The organism is Stenotrophomonas nitritireducens (genome assembly GCF_050984405.1).
Lineage (GTDB): Bacteria > Pseudomonadota > Gammaproteobacteria > Xanthomonadales > Xanthomonadaceae > Stenotrophomonas > Stenotrophomonas nitritireducens_B.
Genome location: NZ_CP158790.1, coordinates 2,165,619 through 2,181,796, shown reverse-complemented (window position 1 = coordinate 2,181,796; position 16,178 = coordinate 2,165,619). Strand labels below are relative to the sequence as shown.

Here is a 16,178-nt window from a genome sequence, read left to right as displayed (position 1 = left end):
AGCCAGGTTCGGGGAACCTCCGGCGACAGCCTCGGAGGCTCCCTATCGTTTCTTGATGTCGATTTTGGTGCCGGCATTGCCCGTGCGCGCCATGCCGTCGGCCAGCAGGCCGGCATTGACCGCATTGGCGGGATGGCCGGCATCCGGGCCGATGCCCAGGCCGGCCAGCAGGTTGTCCACGGCCACCTGCACCATCGCCCGGCGCGTGGCCAGCGAGGCGCTGCCGACATGCGGGGTCAGCACGATGTTGCGCAGCGCCCGCAGCTCCGGACGCACGTCCGGCTCGTTCTCGTAGACGTCGAGTGCGGCCGAGGCCAGGCGGCCATGGGCCAGCGCATCGGCCAGCGCCAGTTCGTCGACGATGCCGCCGCGGGCGATGTTCACCAGCGTTGCAGTGGGCTTCATCTTCGCCAGTGCGGCGGCATCGATGATGTGGTGGTTCTGCGCGGTATACGGCAGCACCAGCAACAGATGGTCGACGCTGCCCAGCAGTTCGTCGAAACCGGCGTAACGCGCGCCGACCGCCTGCTCCACGTCCGCGGGCAGGCGCGAACGGTTGTGGTACAGCACCTTCATGCCGAAGCCGTGGTGGCCGCGGCGGGCGATGGCCTGGCCGATGCGGCCCATGCCGAGGATGCCCAGGGTGCTGCCATGCAGGTCGGCGCCGAGCATGGTGGTGAACGACCACTGCCCCCAGTTGCCCTCGCGCAGCCAGCGGTCGGATTCGACGATGCGCCGCGCCGCGGTCATCAGGAGCGCGAAGCCGAGGTCGGCCGTGGTCTCGGTGAGCACGTCCGGGGTATTGGTGGCGACGATGCCCGCCGCGCTCAGCGCCGGAATGTCGAGGTTGTTGTAGCCGACGCCGACGTTGGCGACGACCTTCAGCGCGTGGGCGCCGGCGATCTCGGCCGCCCCGATGCGTTCGTTGAGCGTGACCAGCGCGCCATCGGCACCGGCCAGATGCGCCGCCAGCGCCGCGCTGTCGTGCGCGGTGACGGTCGGCGTGGCCACCACGTCGCAGTACGCGGCCAGCTGCGCGACGGTGTCGTCGAACAGCGGCTGCGATACCCAGACGCGGGGCCGCCGGTCAGCCATCCAGGCTCCCGGGGATGCGCGGCGCCACCGCGCCGACGTCGCCGCACTGCGCGCGGTGGCGCAGCGCCTGGTCCATCAGCACCAGCGCCAGCATCGCCTCGGCGATGGGCGTGGCGCGGATGCCGACGCACGGGTCGTGGCGGCCGGTGGTGACGACCTCGACCGCGTTGCCCTCCACATCCACCGTGGCGCCGGGCAGGCGCAGGCTGGAGGTCGGCTTGAGCACCATCGAGGCGACGATCTGCTGGCCGGTAGCGATGCCGCCGAGGATGCCGCCGGCATGGTTGGACTGGAAACCGTCGGGCGTGATCAGGTCGCGGTGCTCCGTACCCTTCTGCGCGGCGCTGGCGAACCCGTCGCCGATCTCCACGCCCTTGACCGCGTTGATGCTCATCAGCGCCGCGGCGATCTCGCCGTCGAGCTTGCCGTAGATCGGCTCGCCCCAGCCCGGCGGCACGCCGTCGGCGACCACGTTCACGCGCGCGCCGACCGAATCGCCGGACTTGCGCAGCGCGTCCATGTACGCCTCCAGCGCCGGCACCTGTGCAGCGTCGGGCCAGAAGAACGGATTGTCCTCGACCGCGCTCCAGTCGAAGCCGGCCGGGGTGATGTCGCCCAGCTGCGACAGCCAGCCGCGCACGGTCACGCCATAACGTTGCTTGAGCCACTTCTTGGCGATCACGCCGGCGGCCACGCGCATGGTGGTCTCGCGCGCCGAGGAACGGCCGCCGCCGCGCGGGTCGCGGATGCCGTACTTCTGCCAGTAGCTGTAGTCGGCGTGGCCGGGGCGGAACTGCGCGGCGATGGTGCTGTAGTCCTTGCTGCGCTGGTCGGTGTTGCGGATCAGCAGCGCGATCGGCGTGCCGGTGGTGCGGCCCTCGTACACGCCGGACAGGATCTCCACCTCGTCGGCCTCGCGCCGAGCCGAAGTGTGCCGGCTCTTGCCGGTGGCGCGGCGCTGCAGGTCGTGGGCGAATTCCTCCGGCGCGATCTCCAGCCCCGGCGGGCACCCGTCGATCACGCAGCCGATCGCCGGCCCGTGCGATTCGCCGAAGGTGGTGACGGTCAGCAGCTTGCCGAAGGCGTTGGAGCTCATCGCTGCGCCGCCAGCTCGGCGATGCGCGCGTGGTGGGCGCGCAGCTCGGCGGCCTCCACCGCGAAGATGCCCATCTGCCCGACCTTGAACTCGATCCAGGACATGAACACTTCCGGCAGCAGCTTGACCAGGTGCTGTTCGGAATCGCCCACTTCGCAGATCAGCAGGCCGTCCTCGCTCAGATGATCCGGCACGTCGCGCAGGATCTTCAGCACCAAGTCCAGGCCGTCGTCGCCGGCGCGCAGTGCCAGTTCCGGCTCGTGCGCGTATTCGCGCGGCAGCGCGTCGGTCTCGTCGTTGGTGACGTACGGCGGATTGGTGACGATCAGGTCGTAGACGCGGCCCTGCAGGCCGGCGAACAGATCGCTCTTGACCAGCTCGACGTTGTGCGCGAGCAGGCGCTCCTTGTTCTCGGCCGCCAGCGACAGCGCGGCATCGTTGATGTCGCTGCCGTCCACCTGCCAGTTCGGGTAGTAGTGGCCCATGGCGATGGCGATGCAGCCCGAGCCGGTGCACAGGTCCAGCGCGCGGGCGACGTCGCGCCCGGCCAGCCACGGCTCGAAGCCATTGAGGATCAGCTCGGCGATGGGCGAGCGCGGCACCAGCGCGCGCGCGTCGCTCTTGAAGCTCAGCCCCGCGAACCAGGCCTCGCCGGTGAGGTAGGCGGCCGGCACGCGCTCGGCGATGCGGCGCTCGAACAACGCCAGCACCCGCTCCTTCTCGTCGGCCAGCAGGCGCGCCTGGCCATAGGCCGGGCCCAGGTCCGGCGGCAGGTGCAGGCTGTGCAGCACCAGGCTGGTGGCTTCGTCCAGCGCGTTGTCGTAGCTGTGCCCGAAGGTCAGGCCCGCGGCATTGAAACGGCTGGCGCCGTAGCGGATCAGGTCGATGATCGTGTGGAGTTCGGCGGCCGCCTGGGCTGTCATGGCAATACGGGGGACAAGGGTGGTCTGCGATTATAGGCGTGCACCCGGTATATTGAGCGCCCGGTTGCAGCCGAAACCGCGGCGATGTCCCGGCATCGGGCCGCAACGCCCCGGCAAGGGGCCGCCTGCGGGTCCGGCCACCGCCGCCCGCAAGCCCACGTCCCGCCCGGGCGCCGCCATCACCCGTACGGAGAAACGGTCCATGTTCAACCGCAATACCGGCATCGTCCTGGCCATCGCGCTGGCGGCAGGCCTGGGCCTGCTGCTGGCGCAGAAGGTGTTCGGCCCGGCCGGCAACGGCGGCCACCAGGCCGGCTCGATCATTTTCTATCCCACGCCGCGGGAGCTGCCGGATTTCAGCCTCACCCAGTCCGACGGCACCCGCCTGATTCCCGGCGAGCTGCGCGGGCACTGGACGCTGGTGTTCCTGGGCTTCACCTCCTGCCCGGACGTGTGCCCGACCACCCTGTCCGAGCTGGCGCTGGCGCAGAAGCAGTGGGAAAGCATTCCCGAAAGCCTGCGCCCGCGCGTGGTGTTCGTCTCCGTCGATCCCGAGCGCGACACGCCGGCGCGGCTGGGCGAATACGCCCACGCCTTCCACAAGGACACCCTCGCCGCCACCGCCGACGTACCTTCGCTGGAACGCTTCGCCACGCCGCTTGGCCTCGTGTTCCAGAAGGCGCCGGGCAAGAACTTCAAGGCCAATCCGGACGACTACAGCATGGACCACTCGGCCAGCATCGCCGTGCTCGATCCCGAAGGCCGGCTGGCCGGCCTGATGCGCCCGCCGTTCGACCCGAAGCTGATCGCCAGCGACCTGACCAAGCTCACCGGAAAAACCGCCCCATGAGTCTGCTGACCACGCTCACCCATGCCCTGCCCCATCGGCTGCTGTCATCGATGGCGCGCTCGCTGGCCTATTCGCGCAACCCGCGCGTCTCGCGCTGGCTGATCGACACGGTGACGCGGAAGTTCGGCGTCAATCTGGCCGAAGCCGCCGACCCGGACCCGCGCAGCTATGCCAGCTTCAATGCCTTCTTCACCCGCTCGCTCGCGCCGGGCGCGCGGGTGGCCGATGCCGACCCGCGCGCGCTGCTGATGCCGGCCGACGGCCGCATCAGCCAGCTGGGCGCGATCGAGGGCGGCCGCATCTTCCAGGCCAAGGGCCAGTCGTTCACCGCCGCCGAACTGCTCGGCGACACGGCGGACGCCGAACCCTTCGCCGATGGCCTGTTCGCCACCGTGTACCTGTCCCCGCGCGACTACCACCGCGTGCACATGCCCTGGACCGGCACCCTGCGCGAGACCGTGCACGTGCCCGGCCGCCTGTTCAGCGTCGGCCCGGCCGCGGTGGCCCACGTGCCGCGCCTGTTCGCCCGCAACGAGCGGCTGGTGTGCCATTTCGACACCGACTTCGGCCCGATGGTGCAGGTGATGGTCGGCGCGCTGCTGGTCAGCGGCGTGGAAACGGTCTGGAGCGGCGAAGAAATCCCCGCCTACGGCGACCGCATCACCCGCAAGGACTGGCGCGGCAAGGGCATCACGCTGGAGAGGTTCGCCGAGATGGCCCGCTTCAACTACGGCAGCACCGTGATCGTGCTGCTGCCGCCGGGCGTGGCCGAGTTCGACCCGGCGTTGAAGGCGGAGAGCCCGGTTAGGCTCGGGCAGATGCTTGCGCGATTGAAGTAGCGCTTTCCAGAGCGGGCCTACGCGCCGCAGGTGGAACGGCAGCGCCAGAAACGAAACAGGAGCGACACGCGTCGCTCCTGTTTCGTTTCCAGTCCACGCTCACTTACGAGCAGTTCACCACTCCGGCTCGCGTTCCGGCAGCAGCGCGCGGATCACCTGCCCGTCGGCGCCGGCGGCGAGCTTTTCGGCTTCGGCGATGGGAATGTCCACCTCGATCAGCCAGCCTTCCTCGTCGGCCTGTTCGCTGCGGATGACTTCCAGCTGGTGCAGGCGCGAACGCAGCCGGCCGGCGCTGGGCGGCAGGCGCACGCGGCCGGTGACGTGCTGCAGGCCCAGGCGCTTGCCCAGCACCGACTGCAGCAGGTCCAGGCCGCGGCCGTCGCGCGCGGAGATCCAGACGCGTTCGCGCCGCGCTTCATCCGGCACGCCGTCCTGCGCGTCATGGCGCACGTCGGCGCCTTCGATGCGGTCGATCTTGTTGAACACCAGCAGCTGCGGAAGCTCGCCTGCCCCCACCGCCTCCAGCACTTCATCCACCTGGGCGATGCGTTCCTCGCGCAGCGGATCGGCTGCATCGACCAGGTGCAGCAGGAAATCGGCCTCGCGCGCCTCGCTCAGGGTGGAGCGGAACGCCGCCACCAGTTCGTGCGGCAGGTCGCGCACGAAACCGACGGTGTCGGCCAGCATCGCGTTGCCGCCGGGCAGCGCGATGCGGCGCACGGTCGGGTCGAGCGTGGCAAACAACTGGTCGGCGGCGTAGGCGCCGGCACCGGTCAGCGCGTTGAACAGGGTCGACTTGCCGGCGTTGGTGTAGCCCACTAGGGCCACGCGCGGCATCTCGCTGCGCACGCGCGCGCGGCGCATCTGGGTGCGCTGCACCTCTACCTTCTCCAGGCGCTTCTGCAGCTGCTCCACGCGCTTCTGCAGCAGGCGGCGGTCGGTTTCCAGCTGGGTTTCGCCAGGGCCGCGCAGGCCGATGGAACCGCCGCGCTGGCGCTCCAGGTGGGTCCAGCCGCGCACCAGGCGCGTGGCCAGGTGGCGCAGCTGCGCCAGTTCCACCTGCAGTTTGCCTTCGTGGCTGTGCGCACGCTGGGCGAAGATGTCCAGGATCAGGCCGGTGCGGTCGATCACGCGCCGCTCCAGGAACCGTTCCAAGTTGCGCTCCTGCACCGGGGTCAGCGCATGGTTGACCAGCACCAGGTCGGCGCCGGTGGCATCGGCCATGGCCTTGACCTCGTCCAGCTTGCCGCTGCCGATCAGGGTGGAGGGATTGGGTCGGTCGATGCGCGCGGTCACGGTGGCCGCGATGCTGGCCCCGGCCGAGCGGGCCAGGTCGGTGAATTCCTCCAGCACATCCTCTTCCAGCCGCCCCGCGTGCGGCTGGATCAACAGCGCGTGTTCGCCTCGTTTCGAACGGTCAAACACGCGCTACGTCCTGCTTATTCGTTGTCGTTGTCGTCATCGCCTGCCTGATTGCTGTCGGCCGATTGCACGTAGCCGCCGCCCGGTCCCACGCGCACGTTGCGCGCCGGCACCACGGTGGAAATGGCGTGCTTGTAGACCATCTGGCTGACCGTATTGCGCAGCAGCACCACGAACTGGTCGAACGATTCGATCGTGCCCTGCAGCTTGATGCCGTTGACCAGGTAGACCGAAACCGGCACGCGCTCGCGGCGCAGCGCGTTCAGGAACGGGTCCTGCAAGGATTGCCCCTTGGACATCTTCAACTCCTCGTTATTGTTCTTATCGACCCGGACCGTGCGGCTTCCCCTGCCTGTCCGGAACCGGGATGTTACACCGCCCGGCGCGCCTTCATCGCCCCAGGAACAGGGAAACCGCGTCCTGCAGGCGGTGCGCGTCGGTGGCCGGGTCGAACCAGCGCGCGTCCAGTTCGCCGCGCAGCCAGGTGAGCTGGCGCTTGGCGAGCTGGCGGGTGGCGAAGACCGCCTTGTCGCGGAAGCCGGCCGCGCTTTCCTGGCCGTCCAGAAACTGCCAGGCCTGGCGGTAGCCCACCGCGCGGATCGCCGGCAGGTCGAGCGGCGCCGGCACCTGCGCCATCTCCGGCAACGCGCGCAGGCGCCGTACTTCGTCGAGGAAGCCGGCTTCCAGCATCAGGTCGAAACGGCGTTCGATGCGGGCGTGCAGCACCGCGCGGTCGGCCGGCGCCAGCACCAGCTTGAGCACGCGCGCCGGCAGGCGAGCGACGCCGGGCAGCGCCTGCCAATGACTGATCGGCTTGCCGGTGAGCCGGTACACCTCCAGCGCGCGCTGGATGCGCTGCGGATCGGTGGCGTGGATGCGCCCGGCCGCGGCCGGGTCGACCTGCGCCAGCTGCGCGTGCAGCGCCGGCCAGCCCATGGCTTCGGCTTCGGCGCTGATCGCCGCGCGGATGGCCGGATCGGCCTCCGGCATCGGCGACAGCCCCTGCAGCAACGCGCGGAAATACAGCCCGGTGCCGCCGGCCAGGATCGGCAGACGGCCGCGCGCGACGATGTCGCGCACCGCGGCGGCGGCGTCGGTGGCGAACTCGGCGGCCGAATAGCTCTGCCAGGGATCGCGCAGGTCCAGCAGATGGTGGGGAACACCGGCACGCTCGGCTTCATCGGGCTTGGCCGCGCCGATCTCCAGCCCGCGGTACACCAGCGCCGAATCGACGCTGACGATCTCGCCGCCATGGCGCCGGGCCAGTTCGATCGCCGCCGCGGTCTTGCCCGACGCGGTGGGCCCCATCAGCGCGATGGCCAGCGGCCGCGTATCGGCCGCCATCAGTCCTCGTCCGGCCAGCGCGGCGCCGCCGGGCGGTCGACGCGCGGGGCCGGCACCGCGTCGAGCGCAGCCAGCACCCTGAGCGCATCGACCGTGGCGGCCACGTCGTGCACGCGCACGATCATCGCGCCGCGCTGCACTGCCAGCAGGTGCGCGGCGACCGAACCGGCCACGCGCCCGGCGGCGATGGCGCGGCCGGTGACTTCGCCGATGCAGCGCTTGCGCGACAGCCCGGCCAGCAGCGGCACGCCCAGCGCCAGCAGTTTTTCCTGCGCCGCCAGCAGCGCGAAATTCTGCGCGGTGTCCTTGTTGAAGCCGTAGCCGGGGTCGATCACCAGCCGGTTGCGGGCGATGCCGGCCATCTCCGCGGCGAAGAGGCGCTCGGCGAGGAAGCGCTGCACGTCGCCGGCGACGTCGTCGCTATGCCACGCCACGCCGGCATCGTGCGGGCCGCCGACCGCGTGCATCAGCACCACGGCCGCGCCGGAACCGGCCACCGCTTCCAGCGCGCCGGGCTGGCGCAGGGCCTGCACGTCGTTGACCATGCCGGCGCCGGCGGCCAATGCCGCGCGCATCACCTCGGGCTTGCAGGTATCGACGCTGACCGGCACCGGCACGCGCGCCACCAGCGCTTCGATCACCGGCGCCACGCGCTCGATCTCTTCCTGCGCCGACACCTGCGCGGCGCCGGGCCGGGTGGATTCGCCGCCGACATCGAGCAGGTCCGCACCCTGCTCCGCCAGCGCCAGGCCGTGAGCGATGGCCGCGGCGGTGTCGAAATGCTGCCCGCCATCGGAAAACGAATCCGGGGTGACGTTGACGATGCCCATCACCCGCGGGCGCTCCAGCCGCAACGGCCGGCCGGCGCAGTCCAGTATCGGCGAGGTGTCGAACATCAGCGCCGGCTCCTTGCGCGGACCCGGCTGCCTATCGCGCTGAGCGCCACGCCCAGCACGATGCCGATGAAGATGCCGGTCAGGTACTGGCCGGTCTTCACGCCGAAGGCGACGCCGGCCACGGTGGCGATGACCATTTCGGGGATGTGCCCCGGTGTGTTTGGGGAAGTTTCGTTCATGAGTACCTATAGTACGGCCGCATTTCCGATGGATGGAGCCGGAGTTAAAACCCCTCTCCCTGCGGGGCGAGACCGCACGGCCTGCGCGTCACGGCACGCGTGCGGTGGAGCGCCCACGACGCTGGCGTGGGCCGGGGCGCGGAGCGGGGGTTGGTGAAGGCAACGTAGCCCAGAGGGTCACCCCTCATGGAACACGTTCGTCCCTCATCCGCCTTTCGGGCACCTGCATTCGGCACATCCCTGTGCCTCACCCTTTGCGCGACTTCCCCGTGCAGCTGGCAATCCTGCCGAGCTGTCTCCCGGAGGGAGAAGGGCCATACACCAAAAACAAACGGGCCGGAAAAAACCGGCCCGTTCGTCCAACGCTGCATGCAGATGCCGGACTCAGTGCTGCCCCGCCGGATCGCTAATCGGCGCCACCGGGCGCTCGTCGCCGCCCTGGTCGCCGTCCGAGGGATCGCTCTTGCCCTTGTCCACCCAGCCGGCCGGCGGCGAGGGCTTGCGGCCTTCCATGATCGCCTTGACCTGCTCGGCGTCGATGGTCTCCCAGTCCAGCAGCGCGGCGGTCATGGCTTCGACGATATCGCGCTTCTCCTCCAGGATGCGGCGCGCCACGCTGTACTGCTCGTCGAGGATGCGGCGGATCTCCGCGTCCACCTTCTGCTGGGTGGCCTCGGAAATGGTCTTGCTGTGCATGCCGTAGCCGGCTTCCTCGTCGGCGTAGACCATGGTGCCCATCACGTCGGACATGCCGTACTTGGTGACCATGCCGCGGGCCAGCTTGGTGGCGCGCTCGAAGTCGTTGGAAGCGCCGGTGGACATTTCGCCGACGAAGATCTCCTCGGCGATGCGGCCGCCGAACAGGATCGCCAGTTCTTCCAGCATGCGGTCCTTGTACTTGCTGATGTGGTCGTGCTCGGGCAGCTGCCAGGTCACGCCCAGCGCCCAGCCGCGCGGCATGATGGTGACCTTGTGCACCGGATCGGCCTTGGGCAGCGACATGGCGACCACCGCGTGGCCCGACTCGTGATAGGCCGTGTTGCGGCGCTCGTCCTCGCGCATGACCATGCTGCGGCGCTCCGGACCCATGTAGATCTTGTCCTTGGCGTCCTCGAAATCCTGCATGCTGACTTCCTGCTTGCCGCGGCGCGCGGCGAACAGGGCGCCCTCGTTGACCAGGTTGGCCAGGTCCGCGCCGGAGAAGCCGGGAGTACCGCGCGCCAGCACTTCCGGGCGCACGTCGTCGGCGGCCGGCACCTTGCGCAGGTGCACGCGCAGGATCTGCTCGCGGCCCTTGATGTCGGGCAGGCCGACCATGACCTGGCGGTCGAAACGGCCCGGGCGCAGCAGCGCCTTGTCGAGCACGTCCGGACGGTTGGTGGCGGCGATCACGATCACGCCCTCGCCACCCTCGAAGCCGTCCATCTCGACCAGCATCTGGTTCAGGGTCTGCTCGCGCTCGTCATGGCCACCGCCCATGCCGGAGCCGCGGTGGCGGCCCACGGCGTCGATCTCGTCGATGAAGATGATGCACGGCGCATGCTTCTTGGCCTGCTCGAACATGTCGCGCACGCGGCTGGCGCCGACGCCGACGAACATCTCCACGAAGTCCGAGCCGGAGATGCTGAAGAACGGCACCTTGGCCTCGCCGGCGATGGCGCGCGCCAGCAGGGTCTTGCCGGTGCCCGGCGGGCCGACCATCAGCACGCCGCGCGGGATCTTGCCGCCGAGCTTGGTGAACTTGGACGGGTCGCGCAGGAACTCGACCAGTTCGCCGACCTCCTCCTTGGCCTCGTCGCAGCCGGCCACGTCGGCGAAGGTCACCTTGATCTGGTCCTCGCCCTGCAGCTTGGCGCGCGACTTGCCGAAGGACATCGCGCCCTTGGCGCCGCCGCCACCGCCCTGCATCTGCCGCATCATGAAGATCCAGAAGCCGATCAGCAGCAGCACCGGCAGGAACTGCAGCAGGATCGACCAGAAGCTCAGGCCGGTCTCCGGCTTCATGCGGACCACGTCCACGCCCTTCTGGTAGAGCTGGTCGATCAGCTTGCTGTCGCTGGGGCCGTACAGCGCGCCCTCGCTGCCGTCGGCGCGCTTGAAGCGGATGGCGTTGGCGGTGAGCGTGGTCTCGTTGGTGATCTCCACCGACTTGATCCGCCCGGCATCCACGTCGCGCAGGAACTGGGTATAGGTGTTGGCGTCGGTCGTCGGCGACGTGCCGCCGCGCGGGGCGAAGCTCTGGAACACCACCATCAGCACGACGGCGACAACCACCCATAGCAGGAGGTTCTTGGTCAGGTCGTTCATCCTCATCGGCTCCGGCGTTCCTCTAATTTCTGACGCGTTTCGTATGGTGTCGAGCTTACTTGATCTGCGTGCGCTTGCCCTGGCCCAGGGCATAGACCTCGGGCGAGCGCTTGCGCGAGGCTTCCGGCTTGCGGATCACGACCTTGTCGTAACGGCGGCGCATTTCCCGCACGTAGTCGTCAAAGCCGACGCCCTGGAACAGCTTGATCAGGAACGCCCCACCCGGCTTGAGATGGTTGTCGGCGAAATCCATCGCCAGTTCCGCCAGGTGCATCATCCGCGGCTGGTCCACCGCATCCATGCCACTCTTATTGGGGGCCATATCCGACAGGACAAGGTCCACCGGCTGGTCCCCGAGCATGGCTTCGAACTGGGATAGGACGGTTTCTTCCCTGAAGTCACCGTGAAGGAACTCCACCCCGGCCAGCGGCGGCATCTCCAGGATGTCCAGCGCCAGTACCCGGCCGCTGTCGCCCATCTGTCTCCGCACCTGCTGCGACCAACCGCCCGGCGCGGCGCCGAGGTCGACCACCACCATGTCCGACTTCAGCAGGCGGTCGCGCTTGAGCAGCTCCTCCAGCTTGTAGGCGGCGCGCGAACGCATGCCTTCCGACTGCGCCTTCTTCACGAAGGGGTCGGAGAAATGCTCCTTCAACCAGCGTTGACTGCTCTTGCTGCGGGACATCGGAATGGGGCCTGTAGGGGTGGGCATGATACCCTGAACCCCCTTGATAACCCGTAATCCCTGCATGTCCATCGTCCTCACCCCGGCCCAGAACCGATTCCTGCGCGGCATGGCGCACGATCTGAAAGCACTGCTGCAGATCGGCGGCAAGGGAGTCACCCCCGCCTTCCTGGCGGAACTGGACGAGGTGCTGGAACGCCACGAGCTGATCAAGGTGAAGATCGCCGCCGAGGACCGCGAAGCGCGCGACGCCATGGTCGGCGAACTGGTCCAGGCCAGCGGCAGCGCGCTGATCCAGCGCATCGGCCACGTCGCCGTCCTGTACCGCCCGGCCCGGGAAAAGCGCCAGATCGTGCTGCCCCGCGGCTGACCGCCGAGGAGCCGAAGATGTACCTGAGCCGCGAACTGCCCGATTACACCTACACCCTGCGCTCGGCCGACGGCCGCCAGGCCCGGGTCAACGACCGGACGCTGACGCGCAGCTTCATCCTCTCCCCCGACCTGCTGGTCGAGGACTGGGCGGTAAGCGCGGTCGGCCAGCTCGGCGTGGACGACCTGGCGCCCGCGCTGGAACAGAACCCGGCCGTGTTCATCCTCGGCACGGGCGAGCGGCAGGTGTTTCCGCCGGCGGCGGTCATGGCCGCCTGCCTGACCCGCGGCATCGGCATCGAGGTGATGAACAACGCCTCGGCCGCGCGTACCTTCAACGTGCTGGCCGGCGAGAACCGCCGCGTGGTCGCGGCGTTCATCCTGGAGTGACGCTCGGCGTCACGTGCGTGGGAGTGCTCCCGCACGTACCTTCCTGTTTCCTCATGCGGCGCAAGCCCCGCAGTTGCCAGCCGGCGTTCAGCGCAACGGCTCGCCCTTGAGCCAGCAGACGATCAGGACAAGCAGCACGACGCCGACGTTGCAGGCGAAGGAGAGGACCGGATCGGCCGCAGGCGGGAACATCACGAAACCGGCGACCAGCAGCACGGCCGCCGCCGCATAGGTGAGCCATCCCTGCCACGCCAGCGGCCATCCCCAGCCCCATCCCAGTTCCTTGGCGGCGAACCAGTAACGCGATTTCCCCACGCTCTTCCTCCTCGACCGGCACCGGGCCAGCCTATACGTCATGGTCGCGACGCGGCCGGAAACCTCCTGCCCGCGATGCCCCGCACACCGGCGGCGGCTCAGCTGCCTTGCCGCCGCGCCCTGCGCTCCAGCAGGCCGAACAGGTACTGGCCGATCCCGACCATCAGCGCCATCAGCAGGTAACGCGGCGCCACCGCCAGTTCCAGCTGCGCCGCGAGCGCGGCACCGGCCACGCATCCGGCCATGCCCCCCAGCGTGCCCGGCCCCTGCAGGCGACGCCAGCCGAATGTCCAGGCCAGCACGGTCAGTACGACATAAACGGGAAACACGGCGAAACACGCTTCCTTCATGGCGTCGACGAACGGCATCCCTGTCCTCCGTATCCCGATAGGGGGCCGCAGGCGGCGGCCCGGTGTCCGCCGGCTACTTCTGCGGCAGGTACTGCAGCGGATCCACCGGCTTGCCGTTGTAGCGGATCTCGAAGTGCAGCATGTCGCGCGACGTGCCGGTACGGCCCATTTCCGCGATCTGCTCGCCGGCCTTGACGTTCTGCCCTTCGTTGACCAGGCGCTTGCGGTTGTGGCCGTAGGCCGACAGCCATTGGTCGTTGTGCTTGATGATGATCAGTTCGCCATAGCCGACCAGGCCGGCACCGGAATAGACCACCACGCCCGGACCGGCCGCGCGCACCGCCTGGCCGCTGCTGCCGGCGATGTCGATGCCCTGCTTGGTGGTCTCGCCGGCGACGAAGCGCCCGACCAGTGCGCCATCGGCCGGCCAGCGCCAACCGATGCCGCTGTTGGCCGGCGCCGGCGTCGCCGCGGGCGGCGGCGCGGTCGGCCGCGTGGCAGTCCCGCTACCGCTACCGCTGCCGGTGGCGGGACGCGAGGCGGTGGCGCTGCCCGGATACAGCCGCAGCGTCTGCCCCGGATAGATCGCGTTCGGGTTGGACAGGCCGTTCCAGGCCGCCAGGTCGCCGGGCGTGATGTTGTGGATGCGGGCCAGCGCGTACAGCGTGTCGCCGCGACGCACCACCGTGGTCTGGCCCGGCTTGGGCACCGACGTGCGCGGCGTGGCCGCGGCGCGCGATGCGCTGCCCGAAGGCTTGACCACCGTGGCGGTGCCGCAGCCTGCCGCCATCGCCACCAGCAGCAGCGCCGCCATGCCGGCCACCGCCCTGGAAACGCCCTTGACCATCACCTCTGCACTCATGCGAATTTCGTCCTCCATACCAGCCAGCCCACCAGGCCGACGACCAGCGCGGTCGCGATCCAGCCCAGCGGTTCGATCCAGCGCCGCAGCGCCTCGGCCGCGCGCGCGCCACCGAAGCGGATCACCGCGGCCAGCACGTACACACGCTTGCCGCGCCCGACCAGCATGCTCAGCACGTACTGCGGCAGCGGCACGCCGACGATACCGGATGCCCAGGTGAATACCTTCATCGGGATCGGCATGAAGCCGCCCAGCACCAGGAAGGTGAACACCGCCCAGGGCGATTGGACCATCTTCGCCTGCAGCGTGGCGATGCCCGCTTCGATGCCCGGCAGCATGCCCATCGCGGCGAACAGCGGCTTGACCGCCTCGAACGCATAGTGGCCCAGCGCGTAACCGACCATTGCGCCGGCCATCGAGCCGGCCAGGCTCAGGGTGGCAAAGCGCCAGCCCTTGCGCGGCTGCGCCACGCACATCGGCATCAGCATCACCTCCGGCATCACCGGGAAGATGATGGCCTCGATGAAGCTGAGCACCGTCAGGTAGGTGGGCGCACGCGCGTGGCTGGCCCAGTGCAGGGCGCGGTCGTACAGCGGCCCGAATATCTTCATCGTCGCGGGGTTCCCGTGTCAGTCCAGCGTGTTCAGTCCAGCATGCCAGACAGCAGCGGCACGAAGCTGACCGGCGCCAGTTCCTCCTGCACGATGCCGCCGTCGGCCTGCCGGCTGAGTTGCAGCAGCATCTGCCCGCCCGGGCCGCCGACCGGCGCCACCAGGCGGCCGCCGACAGCCAGCTGTTCGACCAGCGCGTCCACCAGCGCCGGCGCGGCGGCGGTGACGACGATGGCGTCGTAGGGGCCATGCTCGGGCCAGCCGATGCGGCCGTCGTCATGCTTGCTGCGCACGTTCATGCCCAGCTGCCGCAGGCGCTTGCGCGCCTGGCGCAGCAGGTCGCCGATGCGTTCGACGGTGAATACCTCCAGCCCCACCGCCGCCAGGATCGCCGCCTGGTAGCCCGAACCGGTGCCCACTTCCAGCACCGTCTTCGGCGCCGTCTGCAGCACCGCTTCGGTCATGCGCGCCACCACCCACGGCTGGGAGATGGTCTGCCCATGGCCGATCGGCAGCGCGGTGTCCTCGTAGGCGCGCGAGGCCAGCGCCTCGTCGATGAACAGGTGCCGCGGCACCACGCGCACCGCGTTGAGCACGCGCTCGTCGCCGATGCCCGCCTCGCGCAGGCGGTCGACCAGCCGGTCGCGCACGCGCTGCGAGGTCATGCCGCTGCCGACCGCTTCGGGGGAAAGACGCAGGCGTGGCGTCATGCCGGGCGCTCCAGCGTCGCCGACAGCCCGCCGACCCAGCTGGCGACCTTCTCCAGCGCCTCATAGCGGGTCAGGTCCACCTGGATCGGGGTGATCGAGATATGGCCGGTGCGCACCGCGTGGAAATCGGTGCCAGGTCCGGCGTCCTGCTCGGAGCCGGCCGGGCCGATCCAGTACACGGTGTTGCCGCGCGGGTCGGTGGCCGGGATGCAGGCCTCGGCGCGGTGGCGGTTGCCCAGCCGCGTCACCTCGAAACCGCGGATCTCCTCCCACGGCAGGTCCGGCACGTTGACGTTGAGGATGGTGTCGGCCGGCAGCGGATCGGCCTTCAGCCGCGCCACGATCTCGATGGCCGCGCGCGCGGCGCTGAGGAAGTTCCTGGCCTCGTGGCGCTGGGTCACCAGCGACACCGCCACCGACGGCAGGCCGAGGAAACGCCCTTCCATCGCCGCCGACACCGTGCCGGAATAGATCACGTCGTCGCCGAGGTTGGCGGCGTTGTTGATGCCCGAGACCACGATGTCCGGCTCGTGCTCGAGCATGCCGGTCAGCGCCAGGTGCACGCAGTCGGTGGGCGTGCCGCTCACCGCGCAGGTGTAGTGGTCGATCCGGCGCAGCCGCACCGGCTGGTCCAGGGTAAGGGAGTTGCTGGCGCCGGAACGGTCGCGGTCCGGCGCCACCACGGTGACCTCATGCCCGGCATTGCGCAGTTCCTCGGCGAGCATCCTGATGCCGGGGGCGTCCACGCCGTCGTCGTTGCTTACAAGTACGCGCATTGAAGACCTGAATCGCTGAATCCATGACGGCGCTCCCGCTGCCTCGCCGTCCACCGCCATCCCGCCGGTGTGCTGCACACCGGCCGGCATGGCCCGATCCGGCATGATACCGGAATGCGTCCGTCGCCTTCCCGTGACGCCCTCCCCATCGCCGCAGCC

20 protein-coding genes are annotated in these 16,178 nt (G+C 69.5%); 4 read left to right on the top strand and 16 right to left on the bottom strand.

The features are described from left to right. Positions 1-42 precede the first annotated feature (42 nt). Genes ABTV91_RS09480 through prmB form a run of 3 tightly spaced genes read right to left on the bottom strand, consistent with a single transcriptional unit; the run spans position 43 to position 3,114 of the window. Positions 43-1,095, bottom strand: coding sequence for a 2-hydroxyacid dehydrogenase (locus tag ABTV91_RS09480; protein ID WP_433851207.1), 1,053 nt, complete (start codon positions 1,093-1,095; stop codon positions 43-45). Beyond that, on the bottom strand, positions 1,088-2,191 hold the full coding sequence (gene aroC / locus ABTV91_RS09475) for a chorismate synthase (protein WP_433851206.1): 1,104 nt from the start codon (positions 2,189-2,191) through the stop codon (positions 1,088-1,090). Before aroC ends, ABTV91_RS09480 begins: the two co-directional genes overlap by 8 nt. Beyond that, a complete protein-coding gene (gene prmB / locus ABTV91_RS09470; RefSeq protein WP_433851205.1) occupies positions 2,188-3,114 on the bottom strand; it encodes a 50S ribosomal protein L3 N(5)-glutamine methyltransferase in 927 nt (308 codons plus the stop codon). Before prmB ends, aroC begins: the two co-directional genes overlap by 4 nt. Positions 3,115-3,316: 202 nt before the next feature. Here prmB and ABTV91_RS09465 point away from each other — a divergent pair, with 202 nt between their 5' ends. Together ABTV91_RS09465 and asd are read left to right on the top strand one after the other, a co-directional pair. Beyond that, positions 3,317-3,964 carry an SCO family protein gene (locus ABTV91_RS09465; protein ID WP_433851204.1) on the top strand — a complete coding sequence of 216 codons (648 nt, stop codon included), beginning with the start codon at positions 3,317-3,319 and terminating at the stop codon, positions 3,962-3,964. Then, positions 3,961-4,803 carry an archaetidylserine decarboxylase gene (gene asd, locus ABTV91_RS09460; RefSeq protein ID WP_433851203.1) on the top strand — a complete coding sequence of 281 codons (843 nt, stop codon included), beginning with the start codon at positions 3,961-3,963 and terminating at the stop codon, positions 4,801-4,803. The genes ABTV91_RS09465 and asd overlap by 4 nt, the downstream gene beginning before the upstream one ends. A gap of 114 nt (positions 4,804-4,917) precedes the next feature. On the opposite strand, the gene hflX is transcribed toward asd, so the two are convergent. The 7 genes from hflX to rlmE form a co-directional block, all read right to left on the bottom strand. Then, the gene (gene hflX / locus ABTV91_RS09455) at positions 4,918-6,228 is read right to left on the bottom strand and encodes a ribosome rescue GTPase HflX (protein ID WP_433851202.1); all 1,311 of its coding nucleotides are present in this window, start codon (positions 6,226-6,228) and stop codon (positions 4,918-4,920) included. 14 nt (positions 6,229-6,242) lie between these two features. Next, positions 6,243-6,524, bottom strand: a complete 282-nt coding sequence (hfq, locus tag ABTV91_RS09450; protein WP_433851201.1) for an RNA chaperone Hfq — start codon at positions 6,522-6,524, stop codon at positions 6,243-6,245. A 91-nt stretch (positions 6,525-6,615) separates the two neighbouring features. Beyond that, complete coding sequence (gene miaA, locus ABTV91_RS09445; RefSeq protein WP_433851200.1) at positions 6,616-7,569, bottom strand: tRNA (adenosine(37)-N6)-dimethylallyltransferase MiaA; 954 nt, start codon at positions 7,567-7,569, stop codon at positions 6,616-6,618. Continuing rightward, positions 7,569-8,465, bottom strand: coding sequence for a dihydropteroate synthase (gene folP, locus ABTV91_RS09440; RefSeq protein ID WP_433851199.1), 897 nt, complete (start codon positions 8,463-8,465; stop codon positions 7,569-7,571). Before folP ends, miaA begins: the two co-directional genes overlap by 1 nt. Next, entirely contained in the window at positions 8,465-8,644 is a 180-nt protein-coding gene (locus tag ABTV91_RS09435; protein ID WP_433851198.1) for a hypothetical protein, read from the bottom strand. Before ABTV91_RS09435 ends, folP begins: the two co-directional genes overlap by 1 nt. A gap of 384 nt (positions 8,645-9,028) precedes the next feature. Beyond that, complete coding sequence (gene ftsH, locus ABTV91_RS09430) at positions 9,029-10,951, bottom strand: ATP-dependent zinc metalloprotease FtsH (RefSeq protein WP_433851197.1); 1,923 nt, start codon at positions 10,949-10,951, stop codon at positions 9,029-9,031. Between the two features lie 55 nt (positions 10,952-11,006). Then, complete coding sequence (gene rlmE / locus ABTV91_RS09425; protein ID WP_433851196.1) at positions 11,007-11,636, bottom strand: 23S rRNA (uridine(2552)-2'-O)-methyltransferase RlmE; 630 nt, start codon at positions 11,634-11,636, stop codon at positions 11,007-11,009. Positions 11,637-11,700: 64 nt separating this feature from the next. On the opposite strand from rlmE, the gene yhbY reads away from it, so the two are divergent. Further along, positions 11,701-12,006 carry a ribosome assembly RNA-binding protein YhbY gene (gene yhbY / locus ABTV91_RS09420; protein WP_433851195.1) on the top strand — a complete coding sequence of 102 codons (306 nt, stop codon included), beginning with the start codon at positions 11,701-11,703 and terminating at the stop codon, positions 12,004-12,006. 17 nt (positions 12,007-12,023) lie between these two features. Continuing rightward, complete coding sequence (locus tag ABTV91_RS09415; RefSeq protein WP_433851194.1) at positions 12,024-12,395, top strand: Mth938-like domain-containing protein; 372 nt, start codon at positions 12,024-12,026, stop codon at positions 12,393-12,395. An 87-nt stretch (positions 12,396-12,482) separates the two neighbouring features. Here ABTV91_RS09415 and ABTV91_RS09410 read toward each other — a convergent pair whose 3' ends face one another. From ABTV91_RS09410 to surE, 6 genes are all read right to left on the bottom strand, one after another. Next, the gene (locus ABTV91_RS09410; protein WP_433851193.1) at positions 12,483-12,710 is read right to left on the bottom strand and encodes a hypothetical protein; all 228 of its coding nucleotides are present in this window, start codon (positions 12,708-12,710) and stop codon (positions 12,483-12,485) included. Between the two features lie 98 nt (positions 12,711-12,808). After that, positions 12,809-13,078, bottom strand: a complete 270-nt coding sequence (locus ABTV91_RS09405; protein ID WP_433851192.1) for a hypothetical protein — start codon at positions 13,076-13,078, stop codon at positions 12,809-12,811. Positions 13,079-13,133: 55 nt separating this feature from the next. Next, a complete protein-coding gene (locus ABTV91_RS09400) occupies positions 13,134-13,940 on the bottom strand; it encodes a peptidoglycan DD-metalloendopeptidase family protein (protein WP_433851191.1) in 807 nt (268 codons plus the stop codon). After that, entirely contained in the window at positions 13,919-14,533 is a 615-nt protein-coding gene (locus tag ABTV91_RS09395; protein WP_433851190.1) for a YqaA family protein, read from the bottom strand. The genes ABTV91_RS09400 and ABTV91_RS09395 overlap by 22 nt, the downstream gene beginning before the upstream one ends. Before the next feature lie 32 nt (positions 14,534-14,565). Further along, the gene (locus ABTV91_RS09390; RefSeq protein WP_433851189.1) at positions 14,566-15,243 is read right to left on the bottom strand and encodes a protein-L-isoaspartate(D-aspartate) O-methyltransferase; all 678 of its coding nucleotides are present in this window, start codon (positions 15,241-15,243) and stop codon (positions 14,566-14,568) included. Next, positions 15,240-16,019, bottom strand: coding sequence for a 5'/3'-nucleotidase SurE (gene surE, locus ABTV91_RS09385; protein WP_433851188.1), 780 nt, complete (start codon positions 16,017-16,019; stop codon positions 15,240-15,242). Before surE ends, ABTV91_RS09390 begins: the two co-directional genes overlap by 4 nt. Between the last annotated feature and the right edge of the window lie 159 nt (positions 16,020-16,178).

Coding starts and splice junctions, on each gene's coding strand:
- hfq (WP_433851201.1), bottom strand. CDS start 6,524: ATGTCCAAGGGGCAATCCTTGCAGGACCCGTTCCTGAACGCGCTGCGC.
- miaA (WP_433851200.1), bottom strand. CDS start 7,569: ATGGCGGCCGATACGCGGCCGCTGGCCATCGCGCTGATGGGGCCCACC.
- ABTV91_RS09435 (WP_433851198.1), bottom strand. CDS start 8,644: ATGAACGAAACTTCCCCAAACACACCGGGGCACATCCCCGAAATGGTC.
- yhbY (WP_433851195.1), top strand. CDS start 11,701: ATGTCCATCGTCCTCACCCCGGCCCAGAACCGATTCCTGCGCGGCATG.
- prmB (WP_433851205.1), bottom strand. CDS start 3,114: ATGACAGCCCAGGCGGCCGCCGAACTCCACACGATCATCGACCTGATC.
- surE (WP_433851188.1), bottom strand. CDS start 16,019: ATGCGCGTACTTGTAAGCAACGACGACGGCGTGGACGCCCCCGGCATC.
- ABTV91_RS09405 (WP_433851192.1), bottom strand. CDS start 13,078: ATGCCGTTCGTCGACGCCATGAAGGAAGCGTGTTTCGCCGTGTTTCCC.
- ABTV91_RS09415 (WP_433851194.1), top strand. CDS start 12,024: ATGTACCTGAGCCGCGAACTGCCCGATTACACCTACACCCTGCGCTCG.
- rlmE (WP_433851196.1), bottom strand. CDS start 11,636: ATGTCCCGCAGCAAGAGCAGTCAACGCTGGTTGAAGGAGCATTTCTCC.
- ABTV91_RS09395 (WP_433851190.1), bottom strand. CDS start 14,533: ATGAAGATATTCGGGCCGCTGTACGACCGCGCCCTGCACTGGGCCAGC.
- ftsH (WP_433851197.1), bottom strand. CDS start 10,951: ATGAACGACCTGACCAAGAACCTCCTGCTATGGGTGGTTGTCGCCGTC.
- ABTV91_RS09390 (WP_433851189.1), bottom strand. CDS start 15,243: ATGACGCCACGCCTGCGTCTTTCCCCCGAAGCGGTCGGCAGCGGCATG.
- asd (WP_433851203.1), top strand. CDS start 3,961: ATGAGTCTGCTGACCACGCTCACCCATGCCCTGCCCCATCGGCTGCTG.
- ABTV91_RS09400 (WP_433851191.1), bottom strand. CDS start 13,940: ATGGAGGACGAAATTCGCATGAGTGCAGAGGTGATGGTCAAGGGCGTT.
- ABTV91_RS09480 (WP_433851207.1), bottom strand. CDS start 1,095: ATGGCTGACCGGCGGCCCCGCGTCTGGGTATCGCAGCCGCTGTTCGAC.
- ABTV91_RS09465 (WP_433851204.1), top strand. CDS start 3,317: ATGTTCAACCGCAATACCGGCATCGTCCTGGCCATCGCGCTGGCGGCA.
- aroC (WP_433851206.1), bottom strand. CDS start 2,191: ATGAGCTCCAACGCCTTCGGCAAGCTGCTGACCGTCACCACCTTCGGC.
- folP (WP_433851199.1), bottom strand. CDS start 8,465: ATGTTCGACACCTCGCCGATACTGGACTGCGCCGGCCGGCCGTTGCGG.